Raw genomic sequence first — 20,768 nt, forward strand, 5'->3', positions numbered from 1 at the left:
CCCACCACGTAGTCAAATTTGAGGAGAGGCCTCATCTCCGCGCAGAAGGTTTCCGTGGAAGCACCGTCCGACGTCTGCGAACTGGTTCGTTGCAGTGCCGTCTTCATCCCCGGGGTTCCGGCCCGCACCGGCGGCGTCGCCTTCTGGCGCCCCGCCGACGAGGAGGCTCCTCCCGCCGTCCCACCGGCGTCCGTACGCCCGCTGCGCCTGGTCCGACCGGTCGGCGTCGGCGTGACTCTCACTCGCGTGCCGGCCGTACTGGTCCCCTTGCGCGACGCCCTGCCCGTCCTCACCCGCGCGCGGGTCGAGCCCGACGCCCACCGGTCCACCGCCTTCTGGGGCGCGGCCGCCCTGCTGGCCCTGCGGTGCGCCGCGCGCGGCCTGCTCCTTCCCGGGCTGTCAGCGGAGGACCACGACGCCTGGCGCATGGGCCCCCTGGGCGCGGAGGACGTCGACCTGGTGCGCAGGCTGGCCGCCTCCATGCCGCCGGAAGCCCATGCCGTACCGGTCGACGAGAGCACACCGCTGCGGCTTCCCGATCCCGAGCGTCTGCTGCGGGCCTTCCTGGACGCCGTCGCCGACGCCCTTCCCCGTACGCCCGCCGCGGAGCTCGTGACGGGCGCCCCGGCCTACGCCGCACTTCCCCCGCAGCGCGTGCCGGAACTTCGCGCGTGGGCCGCCGACGTCTGCGGAGCACACGACGCCGGCGTACGGATCTCGCTGCGGGTCGAGGTGTCGGGGCTCGACCTGACCTCCCCCCACCCGCCCGCCTCCGACCGGCCCGCGCTGGACCTGCCCGACTCCGACCGATCAGCCCCCGAAATGCCCGCCTCCGGCCGGCCCTCACTCAACCGGCCCGGGTCCGAGGGCGGGGGGAGCGAGGTGAGCGGGGCGACGGCTGCTCCAGCGGTTCGCGACGGGGGCGGGCCGGCGCCGCGGTTCCGGGTCGTGCCCCAGGTGCACAGCGTGAGCGATCCCGCGTTGACCGCGGATGCCGCCGCTCTCTGGGCCGGCCCGGGTGGCCTGCCCGGGACGTTCGGCCCCCACGCGCGGAGGGAAGCCCTGCTCGCGCTGCGCCGGGCGGCCCGGGCCTGGCCACCGCTCGCCCCGCTGCTGTCCGCCACCGTCCCGGAGGCGGTCGAGCTCCTCGACGAAGAGGTCGTCGAACTCCTCACGGAGGGTTCACGAGCCCTCGCGAACGCCGGTGTGGAGGTGCACTGGCCGAAGGAACTCGCCCGCACGCTGACGACCCGCGCGGTCGTGGGACCGGCGGACGAAGACCCTGGACCCGCTCGCAGCGGCTCGGACACGCCGTCCTTCATGTCGGCGGACGCCCTGGTGAGCTTCACCTGGTGGTTCGGGCTGGGCGACCGTCAGCTGACGTGCGCGGAACTGGATCGTCTCGCCGAGGCGGACCGGCCGCTGGTGCGACTGCGCGACCAGTGGGTGCTGATCGATCCCGTGGAGGTCCGCCGGCTCCGCGACCGGCAGGACGGGAAGGGCGGGCCAGACCGCGAGATGACGCCCGTGGACGCCCTGAGCGCCGCCCTGACGGGCTCCACGGAGGTGGACGGCCACCGGGTGGAGGTGCGGGCCACGGGGTGGCTGGCGGCCCTGCGCGAGCGGTTGGCCGACCCCGAGGCGCACGAGCCGGTGGAGCAGCCCGCGGCGCTCGACGCCACCCTGCGCGACTACCAGCGGCGCGGTCTGACCTGGCTGGCCCGGACCACGTCCGTGGGACTGGGCTGCTGCCTGGCGGACGACATGGGGCTCGGCAAGACGGTCACGCTCATCGCACTCCACCTGCACCGGCAGACGGACCCGTCCTCGGCGGGTCCCACGCTCGTGGTCTGTCCGACCTCCCTGATGGGCAACTGGCAGCGGGAGATCGAGAGGTTCGCGCCCGGCACGCCGGTGCGCCGCTTCCACGGCACCCGGCGCGATCTGGACGACCTGGGCGACGGCGAGTTCGTGCTCACCACGTACGGCACGCTCCGGCTGGACGCGGACCGGCTCGGCCGCACGTCGTGGGGGCTGGTCGTGGCGGACGAGGCGCAGCACGTCAAGAACCCCTCCTCGGCGACCGCGCGGGCGCTGCGCACGATCGGCGCACGCGCACGCGTGGCGCTCACCGGCACGCCCGTGGAGAACAATCTCTCGGAGCTGTGGGCGATTCTCGACTGGACGACGCCGGGGCTGCTGGGCCGTCTGGGCGGTTTCCGGAACCGGTACGCGCGCTCGGTCGAGGGCGGGCGTGATCCGGCCGCGGCCGAGCGTCTGGCCCGGCTGGTGCGTCCGTTCCTGCTGCGTCGTCGTAAGTCGGACCCCGGGATCGCACCGGAACTGCCGCCCAAGACCGAGACCGATCACCCCGTGGCCCTCACGGAGGAGCAGGCGGGCCTGTACGAGGCGGTGGTGCGCGAGACGTTGGCGGCGATCGCCGCTGCCGACGGCATCGAGAGGCGCGGACTGGTCGTGAAGCTGCTGACCGCGCTCAAGCAGATCTGCAACCACCCCGCGCAGTACCTGAAGGAGGAGCGGCCGAGGACCGCCGGACGCTCCGGGAAACTGGACCTCCTCGACGAGCTGCTCGACGCGCTCCTGGCCGAGGGCGCGAGCGTGCTGCTCTTCACGCAGTACGTCCGCCTGGCGCGTCTGCTGGAACAGCACCTGGCGGTACGGGGGGTGCCCACCCAGTTCCTGCACGGCGGTGTCCCGGTCGCGGAGCGCGAGGCGATGGTCGGGCGCTTTCAGGACGGTGAGGTGCCCGTGTTCCTGCTGTCGCTGCGAGCGGCGGGCACCGGTCTCAACCTCACGCGCGCGGAGCATGTCGTGCACTTCGACCGATGGTGGAACCCGGCCGTCGAGGCGCAGGCCACCGACCGCGCGTACCGCATCGGCCAGACCCGGCCGGTACAGGTGCACCGGCTGATCGCGGAGGGCACGATCGAGGATCGCATCGCCGACATGCTGCGCCGCAAGCAGGACCTCGCCGACGCCGTTCTGGGGGCCGGAGAGGCGGCGCTGACGGAGCTGACGGACGCCGAGCTGGCGGAGCTGGTGGAACTGCGGGGGGACGCACGATGAGCGGGTACGACAGGCGCGCCGACCGCGAGGACCAGGATGGCCAGGGCGGCCGCGAGGACCAGGACGGCAAGGGCGGCCAGGGCGGCCGCGAGGACGTCGGGGAGCGGACGTTCGCGGCGTTGCCTCCCGCGCCGGGCCGGGCGTTCGCACAGACGTGGTGGGGCCGCGCCTGGCTGTCCGCCCTGGAGGACGGCGCACTGGACGGGGCACAGGTGAAGGCGGGCCGTCGGCTGGCGCGCGCGGGCGCCGTGGGCGCGGTGTCGGTGCGGCCCGGACGGGTCACGGCCGTCGTCCGGGACCGCGATCGCACGGCTCACCGGGCCGACGTCCTGCTGGACGTGCTGACGGACGCCCAGTGGGACCGGTTCCTGGATCTGGCCGGGGAGCGCTCGGGACACGTTGCCGCGCTGCTCGACCGGGACATGCCGCCCCATCTGGTCGAGGACGCCGGGACGGCGGGCGTGGACCTCCTCCCGGCGCTCGGCGACCTGGAGGCCGAGTGCGACTGCGGCGCCTGGGACCACTGCGGTCATACCGCGGCGGTCTGCTACCAGGTGGCGAGGCTGCTCGACCAGGATCCGTTCCTCCTGCTGCTGCTCAGAGGTCGCCCCGAGGCCGTGTTGCTGGGCGATCTCCAGACGCGGGGAGCCGCGGCCGCCGTCGTGCGCGAGACGGAGCGCGCGGGGGGCGTGGACGCGGCGGAGGCCTATGCGGCCGCGGAATTCCTCCCCCCGTTGCCCGCGGCGCCCGGACTTCCCCGGGAACCGGGCCGTCCGCCGTCGCTGGACACATCGCTGGACACGGATGCGCCGGTCCCGGCCGGGCTGGATCCGGCGGCGCTGGAGATCCTTGCGGCGGTGACGGCCGTCGAGGCGCGTCTGATGCTCGCGCAGGCGCTGCGGGAGGACGCCGGAGGGGGCGCGGCTGTCGCGGGGCGGTGGACGCTGTCCCAGGACGCGGTGCGGCTGGCGGCGGGCGTCCTCGGCGGCCGTCCCGAGGTGGACGGCCCGATGGCGGCCGTGATCGGTCGGCTCGCGGCGGGGTCGGGGCGCGACCGGCGGCGCCTGGCCTCGGCCGTACGCGCCTGGACGTACGCAGGAGCGGACGCGCTGTCGGTGCTCGAGGAGGAGTGGGTCGTCGGGGGCGAGGTGCTCGCACGCGCGCGTGCCGCACTGGACTCGGCCTGGGAGGAGGACGAGCGCCCCGTTCTGCGTGTGCGCGGGAACCGGTGGACGGCCGTGGGGACCGGCGTCCAGCTGCGGTTGGGACGGGACGGGCGCTGGTGGCCGTACCGCGAGGAGGGCGGTCGCTGGACTCCGGCGGGTGAAGCCGCCGAAGACCCTGCGACGGCGTGGGCCACCGTGTGGACCGGCGGCACCGAGGAAGCGTCCTCCTAGACGGTCCGTTTCCTGTCGCCGCCGCCGAAGCGCCGGACGTACGGGCGGCGGCCTCCGGTTTCACCCGAAGGCCGCCGCCCGTAGTTCGAGCCCGTAGTTCGACGCCCGTAGTTCAGCGCCCGTCGTTCAGCGCCCGTCCCGCCGCCGGCCGGTGTCCCCTCATGCGGCGACGGGACGACGGTCACGCGCGTGTGGCTGTCACGCGCGTGGGCAGCGACGGGGGCGGGAGGCCGGTCGGCAGGTCATGACGCCGGCTCGCCCGCCTGGGACAGCAGCGACTCCAGCGCGCTCGGCAGGTCGGAGGGCAGTCCGCTGGGCAGGTCGGTGGGCAGGGTGCTCGGCAGTTCGGTCGGCCATTCTGTGGGCAGCCCGGTCGGCAGCTGGGACGGCAGTTCGCTCGGGAACCCGCTGGGCAGTTCCACGGGCAGGCTGGCGGAGGGCTCGGGCGACGTCGTGGCGCTCTTTCCGGTGCCCGGCGTGTCGTCCGAGGAGCCGTCGCGTGAGGCCAGCAGCACGACGGCGAGCACGGCGCCGGCCACGACCAGCAGGACGAGCACCACGAGGAGCGGGTTCCTGCGCCGGCCGGGGCCGCCGGAGTTCCCGGGGTCGCCCGGGCCGACTGCGGTGAACGGGGTGGTGGGCGGTCCGAAGCCGCCGGAGGGCGGCATGCCGCCCGGCGGTACGGGCGGCTGAGGCGGTACGGGCGGTTGGGCCATACCGCCCAGCGTGACCGCGGAGGCGTGCGGAACGCGACCTCCGCGCGCGAGTTGATACCGGTTCAGGTCACGGAGGACATGATTCCGGCGCATTGCGCGCGGAGGTACCCGTCCGCCGCCGGACAGGTGCGTCCGGCGGCACGCGCGTGTGCGGCCCCACCCTGCACGCGCCTGTGCGGCTCCCGCCGCCGGGCGCGTGCGTGGGTGCGGCCCCTGACAGCACACACGCGCGCGTGTGCGGGCGCCGGCTCAGCCCCGGGCGCCGAGGAGGTGGTCCATGGCGAGCTGGTCGAGCCGCTCGAAGGCCATGCCGCGGGCGGCGGCCGCCTCGGGGTCGAAGTCCTCGAAGGCGGCGCGGTCGGCGAGCAGCCCCTGCAGGCCGTCGTCGGCGGTGGCCTGGGCCAGCTCGTCGAGGCGCGAGGCGCGCAGGGCCTCCTGGACCTCCGGGTCGCCGCGGAAGGCGGCCGCGCGCTCCTTGAGGATCAGGTAGTTGCGCATGCAGCCCTCGGCCGAGGCCCACACGCCGTCGAGGTCCTCGGTGCGCGGCGGCTTGAAGTCGAAGTGCTTCGGGCCCGCGTAGCCGGCGCTCTCCAGCAGGTCGACCAGCCAGAACGCGGCACGCAGGTCGCCGGCTCCGAAGCGCAGGTCCTGGTCGTACTTGATGCCGGACTGGCCGTTGAGGTCGATGTGGAAGAGCTTGCCCGCCCACAGCGCCTGGGCGATGCCGTGCGGGAAGTTCAGCCCGGCCATCTGCTCGTGGCCGACCTCGGGGTTGACGCCGTACAGCTCCGGGCGCTCCAGGCGCTCGATGAAGGCCAGGGCGTGGCCGACCGTGGGCAGCAGGATGTCGCCGCGCGGCTCGTTCGGCTTGGGCTCGATGGCGAACTTCATGTCGTAGCTCTGGGCGGTCACGTACTCGCCGAGGAGGTCGAAGGCCTCCTTCATGCGGTCGAGCGCCACGCGCACGTCCTTGGCGGCGCCGGACTCCGCGCCTTCACGACCGCCCCAGGCGACGTAGATCTTCGCGCCCAGCTCGGCGGCCAGGTCGATGTTGCGGATCGTCTTGCGCAGGGCGTAGCGGCGCACGTCACGGTCGTTCGCGGTGAACGCGCCGTCCTTGAAGACGGGGTGCGTGAACAGGTTGGTGGTGGCCATGGGCACCGTCATGCCGGTGGTGTCCAGCGCCTGGCGGAAGCGCTTGATGTGCTCCTCGCGCTCGCTGTCGGAGGACCCGAAGGGGATCAGGTCGTCGTCGTGGAAGGTCACGCCGTAGGCGCCCAGCTCGGCCAGGCGCGTCACCGTCTCGACCGGGTCCAGGGCACGCCGCGTGGCGTCGCCGAACGGGTCCCTTCCCTGCCAGCCGACGGTCCACAGGCCGAAGGTGAACCTGTCGTCGGGGGTGGGCTGGTAGCTCATGCCGCGGCTCCTTGCTGTACGGATCTGTCGGTTCGGTCCGTGGCGAACTATTTCGTCATGGCCGTTTACAAATTAGTATGCCAACGCATCTCTGGGAAGACAGATCCCGCAGAGCCGCGGAAAAACTTGAGGGAGAGCCCGATGTCAGCAGCCGAGGGTCCGCTCGTCGTCGGCGTGGACACGTCCACCCAGTCCACCAAGGCGCTGGTCGTCGACGCGGCCACCGGCGAGGTCGTCGCGAGCGGCCGGGCGCCGCACTCGGTGTCCTCCGGCGCGGGCCGCGAGAGCGACCCGCGCCAGTGGTGGGACGCCCTGCGCGAGGCCTTGCACCAGTGCGGCGACGCGGCCCGCGAGGCGGCCGCGGTGTCCATCGGCGGGCAGCAGCACGGGCTCGTCACGCTGGACGGGCGCGGCGAGCCGGTGCGTCCGGCGCTGCTGTGGAACGACGTGCGATCGGCCCCGCAGTCCCGCCGGCTCACCGAGGAGCTGGGCGGCGCGAAGTTCTGGGCGGAACGCACCGGATCCGTCCCGGCGGCCTCCTTCACGGTCACGAAGTGGGCGTGGCTGGCCGAGAACGAGCCGGAGGCCCTGCGCGCCACGAAGGCGGTGCGCCTCCCCCACGACTACCTCACCGAGTGGCTGACGGGTGAGGGCACCACGGACCGCGGCGACGCCTCCGGCACCGGCTGGTGGGCTTCGGCCACCGAGGCGTACGACGAGGAGATCCTCGCCCACGTGGGTCTCCCCCCGGCGCTGCTCCCGCGCGTGGTGCGGCCCGGCGAGATCGCCGGCACCGTGCGTGACGGTCACGACCTGCCCTTCGCCAAGGGGACGCTGGTCGCCCCGGGCACCGGCGACAACGCGGCCGCGGCGCTGGGCCTGGGCCTGCGCCCCGGCACGCCGGTCCTGAGCCTGGGCACCTCCGGCACCGTGTACGCGGTCGCCAGGCAGCGCCCCACGGACCCGACCGGGACCGTGGCCGGCTTCGCCGACGCCCACGGCGACTGGCTGCCGCTGGCGTGCACCCTGAACTGCACGCTCGCCGTCGACCGGGTCGCCGCTCTGCTCGGTCTGGACCGCGAGGCGGTCGAGCCCACCGCACACCTCACCCTGCTGCCCTACCTCGACGGCGAACGCACCCCGAACCTGCCGAACGCCTCCGGCCTGCTGCACGGACTGCGCCATGACACGACCGCCGGCCAGCTCCTCCAGGCCGCCTACGACGGCGCCGTGCACTCGCTGCTCGGCGCGCTCGACCTGGTCCTGGACGAGGACGCCGACCGCTCGGCCCCCCTGCTCCTGATCGGCGGCGGCGCCCGGGGCCAGGCCTGGCAGCAGACCGTGCGCCGGCTGTCCGGGCGGCCCGTCCAGGTGCCCGAGGCCGAGGAACTCGTCGCGCTGGGGGCCGCGGCACAGGCCGCGGGACTGCTGACGGGCGAGGATCCGGCCGCCGTCGCCCGCCGCTGGAACACCGCCCGGGGGCCGGTCCTCGACGCCGTCGAGCGGGACGAGTCGACGCTGGCCAGGATCGCCGGGGTACTCTCCGACGCGGCCCCGCTGCTCGAACGGAGTACGGACGCCCGCTGACCCTCGACCACCCGACGTCGGCGCCCGGGCGTCACGCACGACGGCGCAGCGCCACTCGATGAACAGACGAACCGACGAATCGACGGAGGCATGACCGCACCGCCGCACGAGGCCCGGCCGACCGGCCCTGGGCGCGCGCTGCCCGACACCCAGCAGGGCATGCGCCGCCGCAACCTGGCCAGGGTGATGCATGCCGTCAGGGCCGAGGGGCCGCTCTCGCGCGCGGGGGTCGCCTCACGCATCGGTCTGACCCGGGCGGCCGTCTCGACCCTCGTCGACGAGCTCATACGCACCGGCCTGCTCGACGAACTGGGCCCGGAGCGCCCCGGCCGGGTGGGGCGGCCGGGATCGGCGCTCGCGGTCAGCGGGCACGGCCCCGCGGGCATCGGCGCCGAGATCGGCGTCGACCACCTGGCGGTCTGCGCCGTCGACCTGCGCGGCGAGGTGCGGGCGCGCGCCGAGCGGCACGGCGCGAACCGGGGCCGCTCCCCCGGGCCGGTGGTCGAGGAACTGACCGACCTCGTACGCCGGGTCGTCGCCGAGGCCGACCGGGAGGGCCTGTGGCCGGCCGGGCTCGCGGTCGCCGTCCCCGGTCTCATCGCACGCGACGCCCGCACGGTGGTCCGCGCGCCGAACCTCGACTGGCAGGGCGTCGACCTCGGGGCGCTGCTGCCCCGCGAGTTCTCGCTGACGGTCGACAACGAGGCCAACTTCGGCGGGCTCGCCGAACTCTGGCTCGGCGCGGACACTCCGGACAACTTCCTGCACGTGTCCGCCGAGATCGGCATCGGCGCCGCGCTGGTCGTGGACGGCACCCTGCTGCGCGGCACCCGTGGCTTCGCGGGCGAGCTGGGCCATGTGCCGGTGCATCCCGACGGCCCGGCGTGCGGGTGCGGCGGACGCGGATGCCTGGAGCAGTACGCCGGCGAGGAGGCGGTGCTGCGCTCGGCCGGCCTGGAGCCGGGCGAGGACCGCGTCGGCCTCCTCGCGGGACGGGCCGCGGACGGCGACCCGCAGGTGCGGCGCGCTCTGCGCGAGGCCGGGACCGCCCTCGGCATCGCCCTGACGGGAGCGCTCAACCTGCTGGATCCGCAGGGCGTCGTGCTCGGCGGAGCGCTGTCCGGGCTCGCGCCGTGGCTGCTGCCGTCGCTGGAGGCCGAGCTGGCCCGGCGCACGGCCGGCCCCGCCTGCCCGGTCTCCGTTTCCGGCCTCGGCCCCGAGGGCCCCCTGCTGGGCGCCGCGCACTCGGTGGTCCGGTCCGTGCTCGACGACCCCTCGACGGTGGCGGGGCGGTCCTGACGGTCCCGAGGGTGCCGACAGGCACGAGGGTGCCGACAGGCACGAGGGTCCTGACGGTCCCGAGGGTGCCGACAGGCACGAGGGTGCCGACAGGCACGAGGGTGCCGACAGGCACGAGGGTGCCGACAGGCACGAGGGTGCCGACAGGCACGAGGGTGCCGACAGGCACGAGGGTGCCGACAGGCACGAGGGTGCCGACAGGCACGAGGGTGCCGACAGGCACGAGGGTGCCGAGAGCGACGGCGGGGCCCGAGCCCGCCTCGCCGCGCCGCCGAACCGGTCGTCGTGCGACCGGAAGTCCTCGTTCGGGTGGGCGAGTTGTCCCCAAGCGCGGGTTCGTCCACGGATCTCGGCGGCGTCCCCCGGCCCGTCCGGCGGGCACCGTAGCGTGATCGGGCGGCGACGTTTCGGCCGAGCGTCGTCCGGACGGTTGTCGGCCCACGCCCCCGGCGTGACGATGTCCGCAGCCGCACCCGAACCCGCTCACGGCCGTGACGCCTTCCGGGAGGACCAGTTGACCGATCCCTGGGTGGCCCTGGAACCCGGGGCCGACCCCGCCGAGCGCGTGCGGCTCCTGCGCCGGGCGCACGAGACGTTCACCGCGGCGGGCACCGTGCCGCGGCCGGTGCGTGCCGTCGTCGCCGACTCCTGGCGGCGTTCCGCGCGGGCGGGAGTCGGCCCGGACGGCGCCGCGCGCGTCGAGTTGGACGACGGCGAGCTGGGCGCCTACCGGTGCGAGCACCCGCTGGCACGGGTGATGCCGCTGTTCCGCGAGTTGATGGGCACGTTCGCCGCCGACGGCGAGCACCTGCTGGCCGTGTGCGACGCGCGCGGGCGGCTGCTGTGGGTGGAGGGGCACGCGGCGACCCGGCGGCAGGCGGACCGGATGAACTTCGTGCCCGGCGCGCGCTGGGCGGAGAGCGCGGTGGGGACGAACGCGCCCGGCACGGCGGTCGCCCTGGACCGACCGGTGCAGGTGTTCGCGGCCGAGCACTTCATCCGCCAGGTGCAGCCGTGGACGTGCGCGGCCGCTCCGGTGCACGATCCACGGACCGGGCGCGTGCTGGGCGCCGTGGACATCACCGGCGGCGACGGGCTGGCGCACCCGCACAGCCTCGGGTTCGTGCAGGCCGTCGCCCGGGCCGCGGAGGCCCATCTCGCTCTGCTCGCCCCCGAGCGGCCGACCGCCGGGACGTGGCGCCTGACGGTGCTGGGCCGGGACGAGGCGCGTATGACCGCCGACGGGCGGAACATCAGGCTGAGTCGTCGGCACAGCGAGATCGTGTTGCTGCTGGCCCGTCACCCCGAGGGCCTGACAGGGGACGAACTGCTGTGCGCCCTCTACGAGGACGAGTCGGTGACCCCGGTGACGCTGCGGGCCGAACTGGCCCGGCTGCGCGGGGTGCTGGGTCCCGGATCGCTGGCTTCGCGGCCCTACCGGCTCACCGTGGCCGTCGAGTCGGACCTGGACGTCGTCGAACGGCGGCTGTCGGCGGGCGCGGTGACGGCGGCGCTGACCGCCTACACCGGACCGCCGCTGCCGGGGTCCCGCGCGCCTGCGGTGGCACGGCTCGGACGGCGTCTCACGGACGGTCTGCGCGCGGCGCTGGTCGCCTGCGGCGACCCGGACCTGCTGGCGGACTGGGCGCACGCGCCGTGGGGCGAGGACGACCTCGACGTGTGGCGGGCTCTCGCGGCGGCGCGTCCGACGGCGGCGACGCTGGCCCGCCTCGCGTCGCTGGAGCGCGAGCTGACGGCACCGGGCGAGCGGCGGCGTCCGTGAACACGGCGGGAGGCGCAACGTGAGTGCAACGTCCGCCCGCCTAGCGTCGCGCGCAGAGCTGTCCGACGGCGGGCAGCGCTGCCGAAGGAGGCCGACCAGGATGACCCGTTACGCGGCGCCGGGGAGCGAGGGCGCGATCGTCTCCTACCAGGCGCGCTACGACCACTACATCGGCGGCGAGTACGTGCCCCCGGCTCGCGGCCGGTACTTCGGGAACCCGTCGCCGGTGAACGGGGAGACGTTCACCGAGGTGGCGCGCGGCACCGCCGAGGACGTGGAGCGGGCGCTGGACGCGGCGCACGCGGCGGCGCCGGGCTGGGGCCGCACGTCGGCGACCGAGCGCTCCGACATCCTGCTGAAGATCGCCGACCGCATGGAGGCGTACCTGGAGCCGCTGGCGGTCGCCGAGAGCTGGGAGAACGGCAAGCCGGTGCGCGAGACGCTGGCGGCGGACATTCCGCTGGCCATCGACCACTTCCGCTACTTCGCCGGCGCGGTCCGCGCGCAGGAGGGCTCCCTCAGCGAGGTCGACGGCGACACCGTGGCGTACCACTTCCACGAGCCCCTCGGGGTCGTGGCGCAGATCATCCCGTGGAACTTCCCGATCCTGATGGCCACATGGAAGCTCGCCCCGGCGCTGGCCGCGGGCAACGCGGTGGTGATCAAGCCGGCCGAGCAGACGCCGGTCTCGCTGCACTACTGGATGAGTCTGGTCGCCGACCTGCTGCCGCCGGGCGTGGTGAACATCGTCAACGGCTTCGGCCCGGAGGCGGGCAAGCCGCTCGCTTCCAGTCCGCGGGTGGCGAAGGTCGCCTTCACCGGCGAGACGTCCACGGGCCGGCTGATCATGCAGTACGCGGCCGAGAACCTGAAGCCGGTCACGCTGGAACTGGGCGGCAAGTCGCCGAACATCTTCTTCGACGACGTGTGGGACAAGGACGACGACCTGCGCGACAAGGCCCTGGAGGGCTTCACCATGTTCGCCCTCAACCAGGGCGAGGTGTGCACCTGTCCGTCGCGGGGCCTGATCCAGCGCGGCAACTACGGCGACTTCCTCCAGGCGGCCGTGGCCCGCACCGAACTCATCAAGCCGGGGCATCCCCTCGACACGGACACGATGATCGGCGCGCAGGCGTCGGGAGAGCAGCTCGCGAAGATCCTCTCGTACATCGACATCGGCCGGAAGGAGGGCGCCAAGGTCCTCACCGGCGGCGAACGCGCCGAATACGACGGGGAGTTGAAGGGCGGCTACTACGTCCGCCCGACGATCTTCGAGGGCGACAACCGGATGCGGATCTTCCAGGAGGAGATCTTCGGCCCGGTGGTGTCGGTCGCCTCGTTCGACGACTTCGACGACGCCGTCAAGATCGCCAACGACACGTCGTACGGCCTGGGAGCCGGTGTCTGGACCCGTGACATCACCACGGCGTACCGCGCGGGCCGGGCGATACAGGCCGGCCGGGTGTGGACGAACTGCTACCACGCCTACCCGGCACACGCGGCGTTCGGAGGCTACAAGCAGTCCGGGATCGGCCGCGAGACGCACAAGATGATGCTGGAGCACTACCAGCAGACGAAGAACCTCCTCGTGTCGTACTCGCCGAAGAAACTGGGCTTCTTCTAGACGTCAAAAAAGGGCGCCTGACCAGGCACTTCACCTGTCAGGCGCCCTTCCCAGCGTGCATCTAAGTCACGGGGTGAAGTGCAGAGTAACTCCCGATATGTCCCACTGCTGTCCCATCTCTGACCAGCTGTTCCGGGGCATTTCCGGGCCAAGGCCCGGCTCACGCGTCCTCTGCGCTGCCGTCCTGCCCCTCCCACCTTCGCATCGACTCCTCGATCAGGCTGTTGGCATGGTTCCGCGCCTCGGCCAGAAACTTGGCGTAGTAGCGGAAGAGAACCTGGATGCTTTGTCCGGCGCGGCGCGCACACTCTGCCGGGTCGACACCGGAGGCAAGCCAGAATGAGATTCCTGCGTGGCGCAGGTCGTAGGGGCGTTTCGCAAGCTCAAGGGCGTGTTCATCGAGAGTCAGTGCGGCCTCACGCGCACGTCCCCATGTGATGCCGTACGCGGAAGGATCGACGTAGTTTCCCGCTGCATTGCGGAACAGACGTCCATCGGGCGCGACACCGAAACTCTCTATGTGCTCGCGCAGCATGCGCACCAGCACAGGCGGGATGGGCACGGGCCTCGTCGCCTTGGCCGCCCGTCGCTTCAGTGAGTGGACCTCGTGAACGGCACCGTCATTCGTCCACTCCTTCCCCGCCGTGACCACCCCGCCCTTCAGGTTGAGGAGCCCCCATCCGCTCGCTGGCAGTCGGCACTGAGACTTCTGCAAGTGAATAACCTCAGCAGGACGCATCGCGGCGTAGTACATACACCCGAAAAAGGCGTACAGGTGTGGGCCTCGACCGGGCAGCGCCCTGACCGCAGCAAGCAGGCGGCCCACCTGCGCCGGATTGGGCACGCAGTCCGGATCGACTTCGTCGGCAACTTCCGGCGCAGACCACCGCAAGCCGCTCAGCGGGTTCTGGGTGAAGTACCCACGTTCCACTGCGACTCCGAACACCTCGTTGACGGCAGCTTTCTTGCGCTTCACGGTCTTCGCTGCAGCGGCTGCCCCATCAACCTTGCGGCACAGAGCATCGAGTCCCCGGCGCAGAACATCGGGCTCCGCCAACTCGCCCACGGGCAGCGAATGGCGCTGCAGCCAATCCAGTGCTGCCTGCCACTCCTCGGGTGGATCCTCCCTCCAGGCTTTTTTGTTGAAAGCCCATGAATACAGTGCCCTCCGCAGTTCACGAGGTGCCCGGGACATGTGTTCTGGCTCGACGAAGGCTGGAGTGATGGTCGCGAGAGCATCGGCAAGCGTTCGACGTGTATTTCCCGGCGTACGGTCCCAACGCTGCTCAATGTACTCCTGCGCCAGGACATACCAGGTGGTGCGCTGCTTCAGTGCCCGGAGCTCGGAGGCCGGCAGGCCCGTCCTTGTGTCGAACGGCTCGCCGTCGCGCGCGGCAGTCACGAGTTTGGAACGTCGGCTCTCCGCAAGCCCCTTCGTGAGAAAGGACTCGGATTTCTCCCGCCCATTGACCGTCCATCGAACCTCAAACCCCTTGCGACGGTCGGGCCGCTCACGTGTGTCCCAAAATCGAACTCTGTAACTCATCGCCATTCAGGCGTATCCCTCTCACACGCTTCCCACCACGCGTCTAGATCGACGCGGCGGCAGCGGAGTTCACCATTCGGAAGTTTGATCATTCGGGGCGCTTGACCACGAGCGCGCAAGCGGTAGAACGCTGACGGGCTCATTCGGATTTCCGCCAGGACCTCGGCGAGTTTGAGCGCAGGAGGGCGAGCCATTTTTCCCCTGAAGATTTGAACGAGTCGCCAGACGCTGGGCGGTACAACAGAGCTAACTCAGTTGAGCGTTGGCATGGAAGTTCACCGCATCCGCACAGCTCCACCGCCAAGCGCAGCCGCCGCGAACTCCTCAATGGTCGCGACGATCGCCGGTTTGGCTAACCGGCGATCGTGGTCTATGTTGCGTGCCGCATCGCCAGAGTCCGGTTGCTCCCGCGCTGGCTTCAGCTAGGAAGCCAACCGGTATGAGCGCAGCGCAGGGGTCGCGCCGTCCGTGACGATTACCAGCAGACCCTCATCAGTGAGTCTGTCAAGATTTCGCGCTACGACACGCTCAGGAGCCCTAATGGCCGGGGCCACGTGCCAAGTTGCAGATCCGGGGTGCACTGCTCGGTCGCGGCGATGGCTGCGTTGCAGTAGATCCTCGCCGAACCGTCCGGCCGCAAAGGCGCAAACGCCCAGCCCAGTAGACACGGTGCCGTGGTCACCGGCCGTGGCCGGACCAAGCGCTCAGTGCGCCTAGCGCGAAGAGAACAGGGGAAGGGAAGCGAGCGGAGCAAATAGCGAAATCCGACAGACCAACCTCCTAGCAAGGGACGACGCCAGAAGGAGCCCGGTGTGGGCGGTACTTCTGACCTGGTGTTTTCCGGGACGTTGTACGTTGACATGCTCCCGGCGGAGGTTTCCAGTCCTTTGGAGTTCTTTCTTGTCTGCGGTCGGCGAATGCATGCCGACAGCTGCGTGGAGCCCTTCTGTCACGGGGGGTTGAGGCGCAAGACATGCCGCCGCCTTCGTCATGAAGTCGCTGCCCGTGTCTCGTCGACAAGAGGACCTTCACCGTGCTGCCGAAAACGTCGCGCCACCCTGGAAGACAGGCTGCCGACTGACTGACCGGGGCCGGTGGGTGAGTCCCGCCCATCTTGACCGGTAGCGACCGACTGTCTCGGCGTGTGCTGAACGGCTGGGTAGGGTCGCGGTATCCGAGCTGGAGAGGTAGATGCATGGCCCACGAGATTGTGATCGCGCAGACGACCAGCGACAACGAGGATCAGGCGAAGGCGCTGGCCCGAGGCGCGGTCGAGAGCAAGCTGGCAGCGGGCGTTCACATCGATGCGCCAATCACCGCCTTCTATTGGTGGAAGGGGGAGGTCGAGACGGCGCAAGAGTGGCGGATCTCGTACATGACGACGACGGACCGTCTACCGGCACTGGAGGCGTGGCTGCACGAGAAGCACCCATACGACGTCCCCCAGTGGATCACACTGCCCGTGACCGGCGGTTCGGAGGCGTACCTGTCCTGGGTTGTCGCGGAGACGGCATAGGTCTGCGGAGCGACGGACCGGCCGTACGACCGCGTTCGCGTCCTGGGCTTGTCCGCGTGCCGCGCAGGGACTCAGGATGCGAACTGCTTCAGATGGCGGCTGAGTTCCTGCTCGCTGTCGGGGAGCGACGCTGCGATTGTCGATGCGCGCTCCTTGCCCATCGTGTTGGGCTTGGCCTGTGCCGCGGCGGCGAACTGTCGTGACACGTAGACCCCTTGGTCGACGTCGCCTCCACGCAGCAGGGCCGAAGCGAGATCACCGAGGACCACGACGCCTCCGTCCGGGAGTTCGTCTCCGAGTCGGTCGACTGCGGTGTCTGCTGTAGCGGTGAGTTCGGGACGCCTCAACTGCCCGTATACAGAGAGGGCCAGCGAGTCCATGCGGTACGGGGTCACGAACCGGACCCACGCCTGCTCGTTGGTGTGATCCGCGAAGTCGTAGGCGAAGCGCGCTCGCTCCAACGCCCGGAGCGCCCCCATCTCGTCGCCGGCCGCCGCAGCCTCCTCCGCGTGCCTGCCGAGGACCCAGGCGGCAGCAGTAGCGTTGCCGTGGCCTCGCACATCGCTGGCCGCTTGGGAAAGGAACTCCAACTTCGCCTTCGGCGTCGAGGCGCCGTAGCTGCTGTAGGTCAGGGCCAGGGCTCGGAGCGGAGGGTGCCCGGCGGTCGTCGCGCACTGCGACGTGACCTTGTAGTAGGCGTCGGCTTTGTCGTGCTCACCTAGGTCCCAGGCAACCCAACCGGCCAGGGCAGCGGTTTCTCCGGCGGCGATGGTGAGAGCCCGCTCGTGTTCGCCGGCACGGGGCAGAGCCGCAGTGATCGCGTCAAGATGCGACTCGACCGTGCTTTGTAGCCGCCGGGCGCTGAGATTGAGTTCCTGGACGTGTAGTTCAGCGGCCCGGTCGATGAGCGCGACAGCGGAGGGCGAATCGATCTTGGACCCCTTGCTGAGGGCGAAGGCGAGGCGCCCCCAGGGCTCGGCAGCCGCGCTCACGCCGACAGCGGCGCCACCCAGCAGCGTGCGACGCTTCACGGCGTCCTGGTCCTCCCCTGCATTGGCATGCCCCTTTCTCTTCCGAGCGCGGGCAGCCTTGGCCTCCCGCTGTAGCTCCTCGAAGGGGACACCGCAGGCCGCCGCGATGTGGCCGATTGTGTGATTGGTAGGGATGTTTTCGAAGTTCTCATAGCGGCTGATCTCTCGGCGGGTCATGGTGTCCCGGCCGGAGACAGCGTTGATCGCGTCTGCCTGCTCCTCCTGCGTCCTGCCTGCGTCCTGCCGAAGCCGGAGAAGCAGGTCGGCGAAGGGATCTGGCATGAGTGTGACCTCTGTCGGTGGGCGGAATCCAATCATGGCCCTAATTCCCCCTCCAGCTTTCCCCCTTGACAGATTTTTCCCCCTCTGGATTCCCCTGGTCGACGGCGTCGCCACGCGGTGCGATAGCCCCTATGACCAGGCTCCAAGAGGAGACCCCGCCCGGCGGGGGCATCCGTAGCTTTGCCGCCACAGCATGCGTGTCATGCGCGAGGTCGGTTCACGAAGACCGGCACAGCACATCGGCAAGGGCAGGCATACCGGCGGCATCCCATGGCTGTCAGGCGGCCTTTCTCCCTGATCTCGCGAGAGTTGGGGAGATGCGGCAGACAGCCGGGGCGTTCCTGCGGCGGTGCCGTGTTTCGCAGCCGGTGGTGGGGGTCGTCGTACTGGCCGTCTCGGAGCTGGTCACCAACGCCGTGGTTCACGGAGAGGGAGAAGTCGTGCTCCGGATCACGGTGGCCGTCGACGTGGTGCGCGTCTCGGTCACCGATCACCATCCGGCCCCAGCTGTACTCAAGGAAGCCGGACCCGACGGTGAATCCGGTCGAGGGATCCGGCTTGTCGATGCGATCTCAGACGCCTGGGAGAGCAGCGGCAAAGAGACGTGGTGTGAGTTCCGGTACGCGAGGGCTGCGGGTTGAGCCAGACCTCCAACTGGTTCCCGGCCATGCGGTTGTCGATTCGGGCAGCTCAGTCACCTCCCCTACAAGGGACGCTCCGAGGGGCGTTCGCTTGCCTTCGCCCAGTAGTTCGGTTCGAGCATCTCGCCAGGCCATGCGGGCTGACGGACCGGGCCCTGAGGCCCCATCTGTTCGAAGTACGGTGCCAGGTCGATCACGGGCGTCCCGTCGACGGCGTCGAGATCGGTGACCAGCAGGTCCCTGCCTTCGACCTTGAGCAACCGCGGGTAGCTGACCGCCAGTTGGTTGGGGCGCCGGTGGTTGCGGTGGACGAACGTACCGGTCGCCGGCCAGTTCTGGTTTCCCCTTGGACTGCGTGCGTGGAGCTGGACGTCTTCGGGTCGGGCCAGATGGAAGCGCCAGGTCACGGTCAGGTGGGAGAACTCCTCGATTCCTTGCAGCGTTTCGAGGGGATAGGCATCGTCGAGCCGGATGATCGATTCGACCCCGCCTTGGTAGTCGTCCTGTACGCGGGTGTGGCCGCCGACGACCATTGCGATCGACTTGACCTCGTAGGTCGGCATCAGCGCTCGTTCCTCTCCCTGGGCGTAGCGTGCGCGGCGGCCTCCGGTCGGCGCCGCGAAACCGTTCTGTGGTCAGCCTATGGCGCGCAACATGCCTCGCGCGCGACGGTCCAGTTCGGCGACGTGGAGACCACCGCGCTGCCGGACGGGCGAGATGTCGCTCTGCATGCGGACGATGACGTCGCGGGCTCGCCCGGACTGGATACCGGCCATGGCGTCGAGTGCTTCGTTCCAGGTCGCGCATGCCTCGTCGAGGCGTCCCTGCTGGACTTGGACTGCGCCGAGGTAGCCGAGGGTCACGCTGTGGGTACGGGCGAACTGCTGGCGTCGGCGCGTGGCCACGCTGCGCTTGAAGTGGATCTCCGCGTCGCGAGGCTGGCCCATGTCGCGCAGAGCGCAGGCCGTCTCGTGGGCGAGGGAGGCTTCCTGGAAAAAGCCGACGCGGGCCGGTGCCTCGGTGGCGTCGGCGCGGGCGAGGTCCCGCTCCGCGCGGCTAATGGCCGCGAGGGTGCCGGCCCGGTCGCCATCGGACGCGAGGGCGCGTGCATGGACGATCGCCAGCAGCGCCTTTTCACGATGGCTGGCCTGGCCGTAGCGGTCGCGGGACATCGAGGCGTCGGCCAGGGCCAGCGCCCGGCGTGGATGCCCGAGGTCCACGGCCTGGTGGGCGAGGGCGCGCAGGACATGACCACCGAGCGGTCCGTCTCCCGCTTCCGCCGCGATGCGGGCGGCAATGGTGAGGTAGCGCTGAGCAGTGCGGTGTTCACTGGCGTCGAAGGCCATCCAACCGGCGAGGTAAGTCATCTCCGCCACGGCGGAGTACGTGTCGCGGCGAAGCTGATCTGTACGGAATCGGCCGCCAAGCAGCGGTACCGCACCGTCGAGCAGGTGGCTGGCGAGGGCCTTGCGGCCGGATGCGCCGCCTCGCTGCTGGTCGCGCGCGGAGTAGTAGACCGTGAGGTCGCGGACGTCGTCGACGTCGGCCTGAGTCACCGGGCGCGAGGAGGCCGGTCGGCGGTTCGTCGCTGCAGCGGGGGCGGCTGCCCACCACGAGGTTGTGGGCAGGGCAAGGCCGACCGCGGAGTAGGCGGCGGTGGCCAGCAGCTTGCGTCGGTGCATGTCGAGATCGTCGCTTCCCAGCTCGGCCAGTGCGGTCAGAGGGTCGACGCTCCAGTCGGATCCGGTGTCGGTCGTGCCTGTCGGCGCTTCTTCCAGCCCGAGGTCGGCCAGGGAGAGGCGGCGGCCGAGTCTGCGGGACAGCGTCTCGCGCAGGATATGCGGCGCTCTGCCACTCGGCTTCGTGCCGAGCACCCACATGGAGATGTGCGAGCGGGAGATCGCCTCCAGCTCGCGCACTCCGCACTCCGCGGCCACGCGGGCAACAGCGGCGGCTGCTTGCGGCTGGGACCAGCCTGCTTCGCGCAGGAGTGCGGCGAGGGCGACGTTTCGTTCACGGGCCATGGACTGCCCCTCAGTTCCGAAATGATCTTTGGCGCCTTTGGCGGCCTTCCCGTCCGCGCAGGCATACCCCTCGGACGGGATTCACGGTTCGCTCAACGTAGCTGCCAGGTCACTCACTTCGCACGCCAGCCGTCGGCTCCGACCGACGATCTCGGCTCACTTTGGCTTGATCCGAACAGGAGTTGCGTCATGCGCCTTTCGCTGGACCCTCACCGAGACGGCAGCCAGCCCGTGGGAGAGCGCGGGCGGCGAGCGCCCGTCACTGAGGCGCCGGCGCCGACGCGCGATCACGTGGTGGCCACGTTGGAGACGGTGACGCTGGTGCTGGGCGAGGATTCGCCACTGCCCGACAGCGCTGCCGATGTGGAGGACCTCGTTCGCCTTCTGCGCGGCCACGTTGCCCAGTTGGGCGCACAGACCGCTCCCGGGATTCCCGCCCTGCTGCGCGCGCAGCGGCTCTGCTCCGACAGCGTCCCCGAGGGCTACATGCCGAGCCGGGTGTACCTGGTCAGGCTCGCCGAGGCCACCCAGGAGCTGATGGCACACGTGGAACGCGGCGGTCCCGGGCCGATCAGCGTGCAGGGCGGGCGGCGTTGGCGGAAGCCCACGGTCAACGTGCTGCGCGGGGCCGTCTTCGCCCTCGCCCTGGCCTGCCTGGTCTTCGCCGCTTCGGTGCCGCGGACATGACGGTGACCGGCGCCGTCGTCATCGCTTTGATCCTCGGGCCGACGGCCTGGCTGGTGCTTCGCGGCGAGCGGGCGGCCGGCCCTGCACGAGCCGTCGAGGACCTGCCGCCGCCCGGCAACGGTCCCCCTCACC

At 71.3% G+C, this 20,768-nt stretch carries 16 protein-coding genes; 9 read left to right on the plus strand and 7 right to left on the minus strand.

Going from position 1 to position 20,768, the window contains the following annotated elements:
* Positions 1-54 precede the first annotated feature (54 nt).
* The gene (locus OG802_RS03530; protein ID WP_329407137.1) at positions 55-3,087 is read left to right on the plus strand and encodes an SNF2-related protein; all 3,033 of its coding nucleotides are present in this window, start codon (positions 55-57) and stop codon (positions 3,085-3,087) included.
* Positions 3,084-4,484 carry an SWF or SNF family helicase gene (locus OG802_RS03535; protein WP_329407140.1) on the plus strand — a complete coding sequence of 467 codons (1,401 nt, stop codon included), beginning with the start codon at positions 3,084-3,086 and terminating at the stop codon, positions 4,482-4,484. Before OG802_RS03530 ends, OG802_RS03535 begins: the two co-directional genes overlap by 4 nt.
* A 242-nt stretch (positions 4,485-4,726) precedes the next feature.
* Here OG802_RS03535 and OG802_RS03540 read toward each other — a convergent pair whose 3' ends face one another.
* Together OG802_RS03540 and xylA are read right to left on the minus strand one after the other, a co-directional pair.
* A complete protein-coding gene (locus OG802_RS03540) occupies positions 4,727-5,200 on the minus strand; it encodes a hypothetical protein (RefSeq protein ID WP_329407142.1) in 474 nt (157 codons plus the stop codon).
* 249 nt (positions 5,201-5,449) lie between these two features.
* Complete coding sequence (gene xylA, locus OG802_RS03545) at positions 5,450-6,616, minus strand: xylose isomerase (protein WP_329407145.1); 1,167 nt, start codon at positions 6,614-6,616, stop codon at positions 5,450-5,452.
* Between the two features lie 141 nt (positions 6,617-6,757).
* Here xylA and xylB point away from each other — a divergent pair, with 141 nt between their 5' ends.
* The 4 genes from xylB (at position 6,758) to exaC (ending at position 12,909) form a co-directional block, all read left to right on the plus strand.
* Positions 6,758-8,203, plus strand: coding sequence for a xylulokinase (gene xylB / locus OG802_RS03550; protein WP_329407147.1), 1,446 nt, complete (start codon positions 6,758-6,760; stop codon positions 8,201-8,203).
* Positions 8,204-8,293: 90 nt separating this feature from the next.
* Complete coding sequence (locus OG802_RS03555) at positions 8,294-9,502, plus strand: ROK family transcriptional regulator (protein ID WP_329407148.1); 1,209 nt, start codon at positions 8,294-8,296, stop codon at positions 9,500-9,502.
* 514 nt (positions 9,503-10,016) lie between these two features.
* Positions 10,017-11,285 (plus strand): GAF domain-containing protein, encoded by a 1,269-nt coding sequence (locus tag OG802_RS03560; protein WP_329416925.1) that lies wholly within the window; start codon positions 10,017-10,019, stop codon positions 11,283-11,285.
* Between the two features lie 100 nt (positions 11,286-11,385).
* Positions 11,386-12,909, plus strand: a complete 1,524-nt coding sequence (gene exaC / locus OG802_RS03565) for an acetaldehyde dehydrogenase ExaC (protein ID WP_329407150.1) — start codon at positions 11,386-11,388, stop codon at positions 12,907-12,909.
* Positions 12,910-13,069: 160 nt separating this feature from the next.
* On the opposite strand, the gene OG802_RS03570 is transcribed toward exaC, so the two are convergent.
* Positions 13,070-14,461, minus strand: coding sequence for a tyrosine-type recombinase/integrase (locus tag OG802_RS03570; RefSeq protein WP_329407152.1), 1,392 nt, complete (start codon positions 14,459-14,461; stop codon positions 13,070-13,072).
* Complete coding sequence (locus OG802_RS03575; protein WP_093896588.1) at positions 14,452-14,649, minus strand: helix-turn-helix transcriptional regulator; 198 nt, start codon at positions 14,647-14,649, stop codon at positions 14,452-14,454. Before OG802_RS03575 ends, OG802_RS03570 begins: the two co-directional genes overlap by 10 nt.
* Before the next feature lie 1,001 nt (positions 14,650-15,650).
* Here OG802_RS03575 and cutA point away from each other — a divergent pair.
* Positions 15,651-15,971 carry a divalent-cation tolerance protein CutA gene (gene cutA / locus OG802_RS03580; protein ID WP_329009081.1) on the plus strand — a complete coding sequence of 107 codons (321 nt, stop codon included), beginning with the start codon at positions 15,651-15,653 and terminating at the stop codon, positions 15,969-15,971.
* Between the two features lie 71 nt (positions 15,972-16,042).
* Here cutA and OG802_RS03585 read toward each other — a convergent pair whose 3' ends face one another.
* Complete coding sequence (locus OG802_RS03585; protein ID WP_329407154.1) at positions 16,043-17,284, minus strand: helix-turn-helix transcriptional regulator; 1,242 nt, start codon at positions 17,282-17,284, stop codon at positions 16,043-16,045.
* Positions 17,285-17,538: 254 nt separating this feature from the next.
* Here OG802_RS03585 and OG802_RS03590 point away from each other — a divergent pair, with 254 nt between their 5' ends.
* Positions 17,539-17,925, plus strand: a complete 387-nt coding sequence (locus tag OG802_RS03590; RefSeq protein ID WP_329019488.1) for an ATP-binding protein — start codon at positions 17,539-17,541, stop codon at positions 17,923-17,925.
* Between the two features lie 62 nt (positions 17,926-17,987).
* Here OG802_RS03590 and OG802_RS03595 read toward each other — a convergent pair whose 3' ends face one another.
* Entirely contained in the window at positions 17,988-18,488 is a 501-nt protein-coding gene (locus tag OG802_RS03595; protein ID WP_329009085.1) for an SAM-dependent methyltransferase, read from the minus strand.
* 72 nt (positions 18,489-18,560) lie between these two features.
* Positions 18,561-19,949, minus strand: a complete 1,389-nt coding sequence (locus OG802_RS03600; RefSeq protein ID WP_329407156.1) for a Tat pathway signal protein — start codon at positions 19,947-19,949, stop codon at positions 18,561-18,563.
* A 294-nt stretch (positions 19,950-20,243) separates the two neighbouring features.
* Between OG802_RS03600 and OG802_RS03605 the strand changes: the two genes are divergently transcribed.
* The gene (locus OG802_RS03605) at positions 20,244-20,636 is read left to right on the plus strand and encodes a DUF6415 family natural product biosynthesis protein (RefSeq protein WP_329407157.1); all 393 of its coding nucleotides are present in this window, start codon (positions 20,244-20,246) and stop codon (positions 20,634-20,636) included.
* Positions 20,637-20,768 lie beyond the last annotated feature (132 nt).

This window comes from Streptomyces sp. NBC_00704, from assembly GCF_036226605.1.
Lineage (GTDB): Bacteria > Actinomycetota > Actinomycetes > Streptomycetales > Streptomycetaceae > Streptomyces.

Bases quoted from the DNA above. Each gene is read 5' to 3' on its own strand.
- OG802_RS03535 (WP_329407140.1), top strand. From the start codon at position 3,084: ATGAGCGGGTACGACAGGCGCGCCGACCGCGAGGACCAGGATGGCCAG.
- OG802_RS03540 (WP_329407142.1), bottom strand. From the start codon at position 5,200: ATGGCCCAACCGCCCGTACCGCCTCAGCCGCCCGTACCGCCGGGCGGC.
- xylA (WP_329407145.1), bottom strand. From the start codon at position 6,616: ATGAGCTACCAGCCCACCCCCGACGACAGGTTCACCTTCGGCCTGTGG.
- xylB (WP_329407147.1), top strand. From the start codon at position 6,758: ATGTCAGCAGCCGAGGGTCCGCTCGTCGTCGGCGTGGACACGTCCACC.
- OG802_RS03555 (WP_329407148.1), top strand. From the start codon at position 8,294: ATGACCGCACCGCCGCACGAGGCCCGGCCGACCGGCCCTGGGCGCGCG.
- exaC (WP_329407150.1), top strand. From the start codon at position 11,386: ATGACCCGTTACGCGGCGCCGGGGAGCGAGGGCGCGATCGTCTCCTAC.
- OG802_RS03570 (WP_329407152.1), bottom strand. From the start codon at position 14,461: ATGGCGATGAGTTACAGAGTTCGATTTTGGGACACACGTGAGCGGCCC.
- OG802_RS03575 (WP_093896588.1), bottom strand. From the start codon at position 14,649: ATGGCTCGCCCTCCTGCGCTCAAACTCGCCGAGGTCCTGGCGGAAATC.
- cutA (WP_329009081.1), top strand. From the start codon at position 15,651: ATGGCCCACGAGATTGTGATCGCGCAGACGACCAGCGACAACGAGGAT.
- OG802_RS03585 (WP_329407154.1), bottom strand. From the start codon at position 17,284: ATGCCAGATCCCTTCGCCGACCTGCTTCTCCGGCTTCGGCAGGACGCA.
- OG802_RS03595 (WP_329009085.1), bottom strand. From the start codon at position 18,488: ATGCCGACCTACGAGGTCAAGTCGATCGCAATGGTCGTCGGCGGCCAC.
- OG802_RS03600 (WP_329407156.1), bottom strand. From the start codon at position 19,949: ATGGCCCGTGAACGAAACGTCGCCCTCGCCGCACTCCTGCGCGAAGCA.